This is a genomic window from Vibrio owensii CAIM 1854 = LMG 25443 (assembly GCF_000817815.1).
GTDB lineage: Bacteria > Pseudomonadota > Gammaproteobacteria > Enterobacterales > Vibrionaceae > Vibrio > Vibrio owensii.
On record NZ_JPRD01000047.1, the window covers coordinates 1 to 13,457 of the forward strand.

13 protein-coding genes are annotated in these 13,457 nt (G+C 44.9%); 3 read left to right on the top strand and 10 right to left on the bottom strand.

The genetic code is table 11. The annotated features are described in order from the left end of the window. Positions 1-412: 412 nt before the first annotated feature. From H735_RS22020 to dusA, 7 genes are all read right to left on the bottom strand, one after another. Positions 413-1,192, bottom strand: coding sequence for a phosphoadenylyl-sulfate reductase (locus H735_RS22020; protein WP_009705533.1), 780 nt, complete (start codon positions 1,190-1,192; stop codon positions 413-415). Next, a complete protein-coding gene (gene cysI / locus H735_RS22025) occupies positions 1,185-2,921 on the bottom strand; it encodes an assimilatory sulfite reductase (NADPH) hemoprotein subunit (protein ID WP_020196777.1) in 1,737 nt (578 codons plus the stop codon). The genes H735_RS22020 and cysI overlap by 8 nt, the downstream gene beginning before the upstream one ends. Continuing rightward, a complete protein-coding gene (locus H735_RS22030) occupies positions 2,921-4,795 on the bottom strand; it encodes an assimilatory sulfite reductase (NADPH) flavoprotein subunit (RefSeq protein WP_020196776.1) in 1,875 nt (624 codons plus the stop codon). Before H735_RS22030 ends, cysI begins: the two co-directional genes overlap by 1 nt. A 116-nt stretch (positions 4,796-4,911) precedes the next feature. Continuing rightward, the gene (locus H735_RS22035) at positions 4,912-5,142 is read right to left on the bottom strand and encodes a hypothetical protein (protein ID WP_020196775.1); all 231 of its coding nucleotides are present in this window, start codon (positions 5,140-5,142) and stop codon (positions 4,912-4,914) included. Between the two features lie 150 nt (positions 5,143-5,292). Continuing rightward, positions 5,293-5,958, bottom strand: coding sequence for a TIGR04219 family outer membrane beta-barrel protein (locus tag H735_RS22040; RefSeq protein WP_020196774.1), 666 nt, complete (start codon positions 5,956-5,958; stop codon positions 5,293-5,295). A 100-nt stretch (positions 5,959-6,058) separates the two neighbouring features. Continuing rightward, positions 6,059-6,274, bottom strand: a complete 216-nt coding sequence (gene pspG, locus H735_RS22045; protein WP_005438463.1) for an envelope stress response protein PspG — start codon at positions 6,272-6,274, stop codon at positions 6,059-6,061. Positions 6,275-6,437: 163 nt separating this feature from the next. Further along, positions 6,438-7,418, bottom strand: a complete 981-nt coding sequence (gene dusA, locus H735_RS22050; protein WP_027726745.1) for a tRNA dihydrouridine(20/20a) synthase DusA — start codon at positions 7,416-7,418, stop codon at positions 6,438-6,440. Positions 7,419-7,703: 285 nt separating this feature from the next. Here dusA and zur point away from each other — a divergent pair, with 285 nt between their 5' ends. Both zur and H735_RS22060 read left to right on the top strand, forming a co-directional pair. Then, a complete protein-coding gene (gene zur, locus H735_RS22055) occupies positions 7,704-8,159 on the top strand; it encodes a zinc uptake transcriptional repressor Zur (RefSeq protein WP_009697566.1) in 456 nt (151 codons plus the stop codon). 18 nt (positions 8,160-8,177) lie between these two features. Continuing rightward, the gene (locus H735_RS22060; RefSeq protein WP_005381269.1) at positions 8,178-8,639 is read left to right on the top strand and encodes a chemotaxis protein CheX; all 462 of its coding nucleotides are present in this window, start codon (positions 8,178-8,180) and stop codon (positions 8,637-8,639) included. 100 nt (positions 8,640-8,739) lie between these two features. Here H735_RS22060 and pgi read toward each other — a convergent pair whose 3' ends face one another. Continuing rightward, positions 8,740-10,392: a glucose-6-phosphate isomerase gene (pgi, locus tag H735_RS22065; RefSeq protein ID WP_020196772.1), complete on the bottom strand. Its 1,653-nt coding sequence runs from the start codon at positions 10,390-10,392 to the stop codon at positions 8,740-8,742. A 306-nt stretch (positions 10,393-10,698) separates the two neighbouring features. Between pgi and H735_RS22070 the strand changes: the two genes are divergently transcribed. Beyond that, positions 10,699-11,118, top strand: coding sequence for a secondary thiamine-phosphate synthase enzyme YjbQ (locus H735_RS22070; RefSeq protein ID WP_005438458.1), 420 nt, complete (start codon positions 10,699-10,701; stop codon positions 11,116-11,118). Positions 11,119-11,171: 53 nt separating this feature from the next. Here the strand turns inward: H735_RS22070 and H735_RS22075 are convergent, their stop codons facing one another. Together H735_RS22075 and alr are read right to left on the bottom strand one after the other, a co-directional pair. Further along, positions 11,172-12,368 carry a BamA/TamA family outer membrane protein gene (locus tag H735_RS22075; RefSeq protein ID WP_020196771.1) on the bottom strand — a complete coding sequence of 399 codons (1,197 nt, stop codon included), beginning with the start codon at positions 12,366-12,368 and terminating at the stop codon, positions 11,172-11,174. A gap of 3 nt (positions 12,369-12,371) precedes the next feature. Next, on the bottom strand, positions 12,372-13,457 hold the full coding sequence (gene alr / locus H735_RS22080; protein ID WP_042980418.1) for an alanine racemase: 1,086 nt from the start codon (positions 13,455-13,457) through the stop codon (positions 12,372-12,374).

Genomic DNA, 13,457 nt, shown 5'->3' on the forward strand with positions numbered 1-13,457 from the left:
GTTCTTATTTTTAAAGAGCTACTCTTCTTTGTGACTCACATCACTTCGGAAGAGGCGGCCATTCTAGCGAGATAATTTTCTGTGTCAAACACTTTTTCAAATTATTTCGTTTTTCTTTCTGACCTTGTCGACTTCGCCTTGAAGCCTTGTGAGCTCTGCCCTGTCGACAAGGAGGCATTATAGAGATCGCGCTCACATTGGCAAGCGTTATTTTGCAAAAATTGCAAAAATAATGGTTAAGCGACGACTTTTCGATCAAAGCCTTATTTATCCAACTTTACCCATAGATAGCAAACAACTTATCCACAGAGTTATCCTTTTTACCCTTATTTTTAGCCTCCATAAATAAAGAAAGCTGCTTTGCAGCAGCTTTCTTTATTAGACCTGAACACGGCTTTTACGGGCTTAACAACTAAATGCCAGAACCATCTTGTTCATTATCGTCATCTTCATGTAATCCACATTCACGTTTTAAACCGAAGAAGCGCGTTTCTTCTTCTGACATGCCCGGTTCCCACTTTCTCGTGGTGTGCGTATCGCCTACTGAAAGATAACCTTGCTCCCACAACGGGTGATAACTCAAGCCATGTTCTTCTAAATAGTAGTGGACATCTTTATTCGTCCAGTCGATCACTGGTAAGAATTTAAATACGCCATTTTGGATCGATAAGATTGGTAGACCAGCACGAGACTGACTTTGCTCTCGACGCAGCCCTGAGAACCAAGTTCCAACGTTTTGCTCTCGCAGAGCTCGTCGCATTGGTTCAACCTTATTTATCTTGTTGTACTTTTCAATTCCCTCTACGCCTTGTTCCCAAAGTTTTCCGTAACGCGCTTCTTGCCAATGGGCACTTTCTTTTGCTCGGTACACTTTAAGGTTGAGGTTCAGTTGCGCTTTCAGCTGGTCGATAAATTGATAAGTCTCTGCAAATAGATAACCGGTGTCCGTTAGGATGATAGGGATATCCGGTTTTTGTTGTGTCACAAGATGGAGCATCACTGCAGCTTGGATACCGAAACTGGATGAGACAGCGAACTCCCCTTCCAAATTATCCAATGCCCACTTTACTCTCTCTTGTGCCGAAAGCTGTTCGAGCTCGACATTGATTTGAGCAAGACGGAGGATTTGCTCCGTCTTAGTTAATGTCAGTAACTCTGCTAGCTCCGGTTTGGACGCTACAGAATCAAGCATGGAAGTCCCTCTTTGATACTAACACTTCTTGGATAATGCCAGCTCGAATCGTGAAGTCACCAAATGCTTCGCCTTCTTCACGTTCAGCAGCCCAACGAGCCACCAGCTGATCAATCTCTTCTAAGATTTGCTTATCCGTAATGTTCTCTTTATACATCTTCGGTACTCGAGTACCACCGCGGTTACCACCTAGGTGTAAGTTGTATCGACCTGGTGCTTTACCAACTAAGCCGATTTCTGCCAGCATTGCTCGACCACAACCATTTGGACACCCTGTTACTCGTAGAATGATATTGTCTTCTTCAGGTAAACCATGCTTTTCTAGAATACCTTCTACATCGGTTACGAACTGAGGTAGAAAACGCTCTGCTTCTGCCATTGCTAATGGACATGTTGGAAACGCCACACACGCCATCGAGTTCTTACGTTGTTCACTTACGCCGTCATCCATCAAACCATGTTCACGAGCAATCTTCTCGATCTTCGCTTTTTGGCTTTTTGGTACACCAGCAACAATCAGGTTTTGGTTTGCTGTCATACGGAAATCGCCTTTATGGATTTTGGCAATTCCAGCAACACCAGTCTTAAGTGGTTTACCCGGGAAATCTAATAGACGGCCGTTTTCGATGAAGAGTGCTAGGTGATGCTTACCATCGATACCTTCAACCCAACCGATACGGTCACCACGTTCCGTGAATTCGTAAGGGCGGCTTTGCTCAAATTTAACACCGGCACGTTTTTCTACTTCCGCTTTAAACACATCACTACCGACACGATCTAATGTGTATTTGGTTTTTGCATTCTTACGGTTAGAACGGTTACCCCAATCACGTTGAGTTGTTACTACAGCAGCGGCAACATCAAGTGTTTTCTCTAGTGGGATAAAACCAAAGTCATCCGCTCTACGTGGATAAGTTGACGTATCGCCATGCGTCATCGCTAGACCACCACCAACAAGCACGTTAAAACCAACCAGCTTGCCGTTATCTGCAATCGCTACGAAGTTAAGATCGTTAGCGTGTACGTCTACGTCATTTTGCGGTGGAATAACCACTGTGGTTTTAAACTTACGTGGTAGATAGTTCTTACCCAGAATCGGTTCGTCTTCTTCCGTGCTTTCTACTTTTTCACCGTCCAACCAAATCTCTGCATAAGCACGTGTCTTCGGTAGTAGATGCTCGCTGATCTTCTTCGCCCATTCGTAAGCTTCTTGGTGTAGCTCCGACTCCACTGGGTTAGTGGTACACAACACGTTACGGTTAACGTCACCCGCAGTTGCAATCGAGTCAATACCAATGCTGTTTAACGTTTGGTGCATCAACTTGATATTTGGTTTTAGCACGCCATGGAACTGGAACGTTTGACGAGTAGTAAGGCGAATACTTCCATATAAAGAGTGCTCGGTTGCAAACTTGTCGATCGCTAGCCATTGCTTTGGTGTAATGATGCCACCCGGCATACGTGCACGAAGCATGACGTTATGTAGCGGCTCCAACTTTTGTTTAGCACGCTCGTTACGGATATCGCGGTCATCTTGCTGGTACATTCCGTGAAAACGAATCAATTGGAAGTTGTCTGCAGTAAAGCCACCAGTAATGCGGTCTTGCAGATCTTGTTCAATCGTTCCACGCAGTAAATTACTTTCTCTTTTAAGGCGCTCGTTATCCGAGAGTGGACCAAGCACCTCACCTAATACTTCTTGGCTGTTTGATTGTTGATTCGCGCTCATTAGTACACATCCCTTTGGTAACGTTTCGCTTTACGTAGATCGTTGATAAATGCTTCGGCTTCTTCACGAGATAGCTTGCCTTGTTGCTCGGCGACAAATACCAGCGCATCGTGAACATCTTTTGCCATACGAGTGGCATCACCACATACATAGATGTAGGCACCATCTTGAATCCATTGCCACACTTGTTCAGCGTTTTCTAGGATGCGATGTTGAACGTAAACCTTCTCTGCTTGGTCGCGACTAAACGCAACATCAAGGCGAGTCAGCAAACCTGACTTGAGGTACTTCTGCCATTCAACTTGGTAAAGGAAATCTTGAGTAAAGGTACGGTCACCAAAGAACAACCAGTTCTTACCTTCCGCGTCACGGTTATCACGCTCTTGAATAAAGCTACGGAAAGGCGCAATACCGGTACCAGGACCAACCATGATGATTGGTGTGTTGTCATCTTGTGGCAGTTTGAAGTTATTGTTGTGCTCAACAAACACTTTCACTTCACCACCTTCTTCTAGACGTTGAGCGAGGAAACTCGATGCTCCGCCATAACGTTTTTCATCACCTTTGTCGTATTCAACCAAGCCTACGGTTAGATGGACTTCTTCATCGACTTCCGTTTGACTCGAAGCGATAGAATATAGACGAGGTGTCAATCGACGAAGTAAACCAACCAATTCTTCTGCACTTAGCTTGGTCTTCTTCTCTGCAAGCACGTCTACAACTTGGGTATTTGCAGCGTACTCACGAAGCTTGTCTTTATCTTCCACTAGCTTTTGCAGTTTCTTACTACCAGATAGCTCTGCGAATTTAGTGACAAACTGAGGGTTTGATGCGGTGATTTCGTACTTGCTAACCAATGCACTATGAATAGAAAGGCTTTCGCCATCCACTTCAACACTTTCTACACCGGATAGACCAGCCTTAGCTAAGATAGCATTGGCTAATTCTGAACTATTATCGAACCACACACCTAAAGCATCGCCGGCTTGATAAGTTAAACCTGATTCTTCAAGGTCAATCTCTACGTGGCGAACATCTTTGCCCGAATCGCGACCTGTGATTTTTTGGCTTGTCAGTAACGTTGCAGTATATGGATTTTGCTTGTTATAAGCAGAATGTCCCGGAGCTGCTTGACCAACAGGTAGTTGAACAACTTCTGCTTCATTGCCTGAAGAAAGGGCTTCTTTTACTTGTTCAAGCGCTTGCTTACGCCATTCAGCGGCCGGCGCTTCATAATCCACATCACAATCAATGCGATCAATGAAGGCAGTTGCGCCTAACTTAGACAAGTAAGTATCGAAGTCTTTGCCCGTTTGGCAGAAGAACTCGTAACTAGAATCACCAAGCGCAATCACGGCGTATTGTAGATTTGGTAACTTGGGTGCTTTTTTAGATTGAAGGAACTCATGCAGTTCAATGGCATTGTCTGGCGCTTCGCCTTCACCATTGGTCGACGCCACGATGATCACGTGAGTCTCTTTTGCTAAGTTCTTGCCTTTGTAATCACTAGCATCAAACAGCTCTACAGCAATGCCTTCTGCTTTGGCTTCTTGCTCTAGTGCCTCAGCAACGCCTTTCGCATTACCAGTTTGAGAAGCAAAAATGATGCTTAGCTTGCCTGCTGGTTTTGCAGCAACAGAAGCAGCCGCCTGTGCGATAGGCGTTGCAGCAGCTGCACTTGGTTGGTTTTGAGCGAGTCCCCAGAAGTAACCGCTGACCCATGCAAGTTGCTGTGAAGACAACTCTGAGACAGTTTGCTGGAGTGAGTTAAATTGCTGGTCATTAAGCGGGCTTGCGATTGGCGGATTACCACCTTGCCCATTATTATCTTCCGACACTTTCTTGTGAGAATATTCATTCTGTTGAAAAGACATTGTCACGACATCCCTATTCATTGCGTGACGATAGATTAACCACTCTCTCTAATAACAAGAAAGAATAGAAGAGAATGTTTTATAACTTTTTGGAAGTAAGCAAGTCGCGCTAAGACTTACCGATCTTCAATACGAACCTGCTGAAAGCCGACGGCCATTGCCGATTTGGATGCCGTATCGAGATCCTCATAATGGCACTCTTCCCCGTGACTGTCCGTTAGACAGACAAACCCGCCGCGTGCATGGCGAAACTCAACAACCCACCCACCTTCTTGAATTGAAGGTTCGATGATGGCTTCTACTAGCTGGTTGTCACGAAATAGATGTCGTAATTCATTTATTGTCATCGCAATCCCTGCTCCAACTTTTATACATTGCTCCTAGATAAGCATGGTCGAAGTCTGATACTTGGGCGAGAAATTAGATTTAATATAATGAAGTGATATAAAAAAACGCCGCTTATAAAGCGACGTTTTAAGAGATTCAGAGAAATGTGTTTAGAAGGAGTACTGAGCGCCAACGAAGAAGCCGTCCGCAAAAATGAACTCTTTACCTAGGCTTGATAGAAACTCTTCTGACTCCAAGTCGATCACTCGGTAACCACCACGGAATGTCAATTCAGACTCTTGGAAAGGAATACGGTACTGAACACCAGCCATTAGGTCAGTACTCTTAATGCCCTTGTTATCACCAAAGTTCATCTCACCAATCACATCAAAGTTTGTATTTGGAACGGTGATTTCTGCATAGCCATACCAAGCCCAAATCAGCTCATCAAAATCTTCTGTACGAGCATTGGTACCTGCGTCTACGTATTTTGTATCACTCAAATTACTAAAGGTCAGACCCGCATCAAAGTGCATTAAGTCGTGTTCAAGAATTTGGTAGTAAAGAGTGAGATCTAGTTTATCGAAACCCATGTAATCGGCATCAACGCTTGAGTAACGAAGACGCGCGTTTGGTACGTATTTTACGTCATGTTCAATCGCTGCGTAGAAAGTACCCGTTGTATCGCTATCTCTTCTTACTTCATTCACTTTGGTATCCGCAACCCAAACTTCTGCACCAACCGTGGTTGTGAAAGAAGACTCTTGTTCTGCAAAACAAGGGTAAGATGCTGCCAACGATAGTGTCGCTAAAGCGATGGTCGCTTTATATATCATGTAATTTTTACTCCGAGATAGCTGATTTCAACATTAAGGGGCATGTGAGAAATACTAACATACTCTCACAGCCCACCATCAACTAAATCTCTACAATCCGTTACTTATAACGAGGCTGAGCGACGAAGTTTTTAAAAAACCATATGCCTAATGCAATCACTATTAGCCAAGGTAATAGTTTTAGCACAGCTCCAACCATGCCCAATAAGAACATCACCACCAATGCAATGCCAGTCGCAGCAAATACAGTCACCATCGTAATACCAGTTACAAGCAGAGTTGCCGCAAATACTAAAATAAAGATCAGCTCCAACATAATCACTTCTCCTTTGTTTTAGTTTTACTAGAGCAGGTTCTGTACCAACTTATAAAAACAAGAATAACCCCATGATCTATAAGTAAAAATAAAGCCAGAGACATTTCTGCACTCTGGCTTTTCTATTTGTAAGTTGGTGATTTTCACCAACCACTGGTGAAATTTACACGTTCAATTCTTTTGGAATCTTCGCCAGTGCATCTTGCAGTACTTCTAGACCTGAACCCGGTTTGTGCGCGTTTTCACTGATGTGACGACGCCATTGACGAGCACCCGGCATGTTTTGAAACAGACCCAGCATATGACGCGAGATATGACCAAGGTAAGCACCTTTTGCCAATTGCGCTTCAATGTACGGGTACATCTCTTCAACGATTTCACTGCGCTTTTTCACTGGCGCATTTGAACCAAACAACTCTTGGTCAACAGATGCTAGCAAGTAAGGGCTTTGGTAAGCTTCACGGCCGATCATCACGCCATCTAGGTGCTGTAGATGCTCTTTCGCTTCTTCCAATGATTTCACACCACCATTAATCGCAATCGTTAAGTGCGAGAAATCTTTCTTCAGTTGGTAAGCACGTGGGTAATCCAATGGTGGGATCTCACGGTTCTCTTTCGGGCTTAAACCACTTAACCATGCTTTACGTGCGTGGATGGTGAACTGCTCACAGCCGCCTTTCTCAGAGACGATAGATACGAAATCGGTTAGGAACTCGTAAGAATCTTGGTCATCAATACCGATACGAGTTTTTACCGTAACAGGAATATCAACCACATCTTTCATCGCTGCAACGCAGTCAGCGACCAACTGAGGCTCTGCCATTAGGCATGCACCAAAGCGACCATTTTGAACGCGATCCGATGGACAACCAACGTTTAGGTTAATCTCATCGTAGCCACGCTCTTGCGCAAGCTTGGCACACGTTGCCAAATCTGTTGGGTTTGAGCCACCAAGCTGAAGGGCTAACGGATGCTCTTCCTCGTTATAAGCCAGGAAATCCCCTTTTCCATGAATGATCGCGCCTGTGGTCACCATTTCGGTGTACAGCAGGGTTTCTTTGGTCATTAAGCGATGGAAGTAGCGACAATGACGATCCGTCCAATCCAACATTGGTGCTACAGAGAGCCTGCAAGAATGAGTCATGATATAAACACCCGTTTTTACGTTGCCAAGATAGAGCGCGACGGTGCGCTCAAAAAATGAAGTCGGGTATTGTATACCCACTGTGCAGTGGATGCGAGTGTTGTGAGCTTACTTACCAATAGACATATTTCGGCATTGGGATCTCGTTCTGTGATATCGGTTACTCTCTCTGATATACACTGGCTTGCTTTAATTCATGATTTTCGTTCTGATAGTAGGTAAAATGAAGCCTTTCTAAACGAACTTCGTATAGAAATGGTTTATCATAAAGCACGTCCGATAGTTATGGTGAAAGATTTGGACCCAACAATCCTTGAACAAATTGAACATATCTGCGCTGAGCGCGGAGTAAGGTTGACGCCGCAACGCCGACGCGTTTTTGAGCTCATTTGTTCTAATCGCCGCGCCTCTAGTGCGTATGAGCTATTGGAGCAACTGAAAGAGAGTGAACCACAAGCGAAACCACCGACGGTATACCGAGCATTAGATTTTCTTCTAGAACAAGGCTTTATTCATCGAGTGGAATCTAACAACAGCTTTATCACTTGCTGTTCGTTCAACACTCAACAGCACTTTTTCCAACTGCTAATTTGCGATAAATGTGGCGATGTCGTTGAACTTGAAGACGAGACGCTGATATCCTTATTAGCCAATAACGCCGAGAAACATGGATTCAAACTGACGAATCAAGTTATCGAAACCCATGGCGAATGCCAGGCATGTTCCTCGGAGACGAAATAAGAAAGATAGAAGAACGTTATGCGCGCTGAATTTGTAAACCCGTTTTTAGCTTCTTTAATGAATGTTCTAAAAACTATGGCTTCGCTTGAACTGAAGCCACAAAAACCGCGAATCAAGAAAGATGAGATCGCACGAGGTGACGTTTCTGGTCTTATCGGTATGGTTGGTCCACAAACTCGTGGCTCAATGTCGATTACCTTTGATGAAGCGTTAGCACTGGAAATCATGCAGAACATGCTTGGTGAACGTCCAAATGGACTGAACGAAGAAGTGACGGATATGGTTGGTGAGATCACTAATATGGTGACAGGCGGTGCGAAACGCATTCTAGCGGAAAGTGGATTTGACTTTGATATGGCAACACCAGTTGTAGTATCTGGTCGAGGTCACACCATTCGCCACAAGTGTGAAGGCTCAATCATCATCATGCCTTTCTCTTCACAGTGGGGAAATGCCTTCATCGAGATTTGTTTCGAATAATAGAGAAAAAATAGGTTGGTCCGTACCAACCTATTTTGTTTCTGCCCCAGGCAATAAAAAAGGTCAGCATTTGCTGACCTTTTCTTTTTCTATTCAAACATTAAGCTTTAAACGCTTTAAATGCATTGATTAGACCATTTGTCGAGCTATCGTGTGAGTTGATTTCAGACTCATCGGCTAGCTCAGGTAGGATTTGGTTCGCTAGTTGTTTGCCTAGCTCAACACCCCATTGGTCGAAGCTGAAGATGTTCCAGATAACGCCTTGAACGAAGATTTTGTGCTCGTACATTGCGATCAGGTTACCTAGCGTGCGAGGTGTGATTTGCTTAACTAGGATAGAGTTCGTTGGGCGGTTACCTTCAAATACTTTGAACGGTACTAGAGACGCCATTTCTTCTTCGCTCTTACCTGCTTTCGCAAATTCTGCTTTTACTGTTTCTGCTGACTTACCAAATGCCAATGCTTCTGTTTGTGCAAAGAAGTTAGACATCAGTTTTTGGTGGTGGTCGCTTGCTGGGTTGTGGCTGATTGCAGGTGCAATGAAGTCACATGGGATCAGCTTAGTGCCTTGGTGAATCAGCTGGTAGAACGCGTGCTGACCGTTAGTACCTGGTTCACCCCAGATGATAGGACCAGTTTGGTAAGTCACTGCATTGCCTTCACGGTCAACGTACTTACCGTTAGATTCCATGTTACCTTGCTGGAAGTACGCCGCGAAACGATGCATGTACTGATCGTAAGGTAGGATTGCTTCAGACTCAGCGCCGTGGAAGTTGTTGTACCAAATACCGATCAAAGCAAGAATCACAGGGATGTTGCTTTCTAGATCTGTCGATACGAAGTGGTTATCCATCTCGTGAGCACCGTCTAGAAGCTCGATAAAGTTGTCGTAACCTACAGACAATGCAATTGAAAGACCGATTGCTGACCATAGTGAGTAACGACCACCAACCCAGTCCCAGAACTCAAACATGTTGTCTGTGTCGATACCAAACTCAGATACCGCAGGAGCGTTAGTAGAAAGCGCTGCGAAGTGCTTAGCAACGTGTGCTTGATCGCCAGCAGTTGCTAGGAACCAATCACGAGCAGAGTGCGCGTTTGTCATGGTTTCTTGAGTCGTGAACGTCTTAGACGCGATCAAGAATAGCGTTGTTTCTGGATCTACTTTCTTCAGCGTCTCAACGATGTGAGTACCATCAACGTTAGAAACGAAGTGTAGGTTTAGGTGGTTTTTGTATGGTGCTAGTGCTTCAGTCACCATGTAAGGACCAAGGTCAGAACCGCCGATACCGATGTTTACGATATCTGTGATTGCTTTACCTGTGTAACCTTTCCACTCACCGCCAATTACACGATCTGTGAATGATTTGATTTTCTCAAGAACTGCGTTTACCGCAGGCATTACGTCTTCGCCGCCAACCAATACTGGCTTGTTAGAACGGTTACGCAGTGCAGTGTGAAGAACAGCGCGATCTTCTGTTTTGTTGATCGCTTCACCACTGAACATCGCTTCAATTGCTGACTTAAGCTCAGTCTCATTAGCAAGAGCGAAAAGGTGCTTCAGAGTATCCTCGTTGATTAGGTTCTTTGAGTAATCGACTAGGATGTCTGAGCCGAAGCGTGCTGAGTATTTGTCGAAACGCGCTGCGTCTTGAGCAAATAGCTCTTTCAGATCCATATCTTGTGCAGATTCGAAATGCGCAGTTAGCGCTTTCCAAGCTTGTGTTTGCGTTGGATTGATATTTTTCAACATGGTCTTTATCCCGATGTTACAGTAGGTTCCATTCCTTACAGTCTAGCGAAAACTGCGGAATCCCCGATTTAGCAAATAGAATATAAATAAGATGTTAGGGCGAATTGCCACAAAACAAGTCTTTGTAATTTTTTTTCAGCCATCAATTATGACGGAGTGCCTTTACACTCACATTGAGTTAGGTCACGTTCCCTGTTTCGAATTTAAACAATTCATTTATGATGCTGAGAATCATATCATTTCGTAATGACAGGCTCTAATTGGATTAGGATAGACGCCAAATCAAATTTTTCCAAAGGAACGCATATGTGGGCACAAAAAACACTGCAATTAAAAGCGCGTCAGCGTGGTTTCCATCTGGTCACTGATGAAATTGAACAACAATTACCACAAATCCAATCGCTTTCAGTAGGTTTGTTACATTTGTTTATTCAACATACGTCCGCTAGCCTGACCTTAAATGAAAACGCTGACCCAACAGTACGTATGGACATGGAAGCCCACTTTAATAAGTTTGTGCCTGAACGAGCGCCTTACTACCAGCACACTTATGAAGGCGATGATGATATGCCAGCCCATATTAAAGCGTCTTTACTTGGCAGTAGTGTGACGATTCCTATCCAAAACGGTCAGTTAGCTTTGGGAACATGGCAGGGCATTTACTTAGGTGAGCACCGAGATTACGGTGGAAGTCGACGCATCATCGCCACCATCAACGGCGAATAAAGCAGATAAAACAAAGGCTAACTCACAAGGTTAGCCTTTGTTTTTATATCGATTTAGAACGGTTGGTTGATCATGACTCGGAAAGTGCCTTCATCTGCGCCTTTGGCCATTTCAGCACGAACCACAATCCCCTCGACTTGAAAGCGCACTGCGCCACCCACGTTCCACTTCATGTCTTCATGCAGAGTTTTTAAGTCGTAGTCATCCGCTACTCGCCCTACTTCAACAAACGCGACCCATTGCCACCAAGGCAGATCGTAGTAGTTGATGAGAGGGATATCATCGAGCGGCTGCCAGTCTGGTAGCACCCGATATTCTGCAGAATAGTGAATCGCACTGCGGCCGTGGTAGCGACCCGCGGTATAACCACGTAGACGATACAAACCACCTAAGCGAACTTGCTCTTGCTCTGGAGGACGAGCACACATTAAACCATCGCATTTGTTCCATGTCGGTGTATCCGCCGTGTAGAAATCAAACGCGAGCACTTGCTGATCGAACCAATCACCAAGTGGACCCAACGAGTAGTACTGACTGTTTTGGAATTCCCACTTCAGCCATAAGTCTTCCGACTGCAAACTTTCTGCACCCGTGGTTAGGTCAAACGAGGTATGGGAGCCTCGCGTGGTATTACGCACACTGTCGCGGTTGTCCCAATCAAATGTCAGGCTAAACCCGGTCGCCTCTTCTTTCTTGTCGTTGTAGATATCTAACTCACGAGAAGAATAGAAGGGGGTGAAGATAATTGAACTGACACCAGAATCGACTGGAGAAGCAAAACTCACATCTCTCACGGGTTGGAATGCACCAAGCAGTCCGTGTTCACGAACATTACCCCAAGGAAGCAAATACTTGAACTCGAGTTTATAGTTCTCTTCATCCCCATTGGTTATCGTTTTGTCTTCCGTTGAAGAGTTGTTTGAACCTTGATTGTCTAAGTAATATGGGTTGTCGTTAAAGCGCGCTTGATACATTTGCGTGCTAAACAAAAGATTTGATGACAAAGCGTAGTTGAAGGCAGAAAGAAAACCGACATAGCTATCTTTCTCAGAATACAGCCCCATACCAAACAATGCAGCTTGAGGTTGACCAACACCTTTTGCCACACCAGCTAAACCGATCGTGCTACCCATGGTATCCGTACTGAAATAGAACGGAACAAATGCTGAGTCTTTCTCTTTTGCGACTATCTGCGGGGATAAAAAAAGGCTGGCAGAGAATGCCAGCACTGAGAATAATCTTTTCTTCATGGGTTACTTCGAATATTCCATTTCGACGCGAGAAGTCAGTTTAGTCACCAATTCATAAGCGATAGTGCCGATGTGACTCGCCACTTCTTCTACTGGTAAATCCATACCCCACAAAATAGCTTCGTCGCTTACTTTATCAGTCGCGTCTGGACCTAAATCGACCGTCAGCATATCCATAGAAACGCGACCTGCAATTGGTACTTTGCGCCCGTTAACAAGAACTGGCGTACCATTCGGTGCTGTTCGTGGATAACCATCTCCGTACCCAACAGCAATGACACCGACTTTAGTATCTCGCTCACTGGTCCACATGCCACCATAGCCGACACTTTCACCTTTCTTCACTTCACGTACCGCGATTAAGTGCGATTTCAGTGTCATGACGGGTTTATAGCCCATGTCTTGTGCCGTTTTATCATCAAATGGAGACACGCCGTACATGATGATTCCAGGACGAACCCAGTCTAACTGGCTTTGCGGCCAAGCAAGTAAGCCTGCCGATGCCGCTAAAGAGCGCTCTCCTTGACAGCCTGCAGTAAGCGACATAAATAAGTCGATCTGCTCTGTCGTAATACTATTACCTAGCTCATCGGCACAGCCAAAATGACTCATGTAACGTAGCGGTTTCGCCACGTTTGGACACTCTTTAAGGCGTGTGATGAATTCATCGTACTGTTCTGGACGCACACCAAGTCGGTGCATGCCACTATCGATTTTGAGCCAAACGACAACTGGCGTTTCAAGCTCTGCTTGCTCCAACGCCGTCAACTGCTCTTCACAATGGACAACAGTTTGAATGTTATTGGTCACCAAAACTGGCAAATCGCCAGATGAGTAAAAACCTTCTAGTAAAAGAATCGGCTTTACCACGCCACAAGCGCGTAGCTGAAGTGCTTCTTCAATGCGAGCAACGCCAAAGGCATCAGCATGCGTAGCGTGTTTAGCTACATGACGAAGACCATGACCGTAGCCATTTGCCTTCACCACCGCCATCACTTTGCTTTCTGGTGCCTGTTCTTTCACGCGTTGTAAATTGTGCTGCAGTGCTGACAAGTCAATACATGCCATCGCAGCTTTCATGTAGCTCAT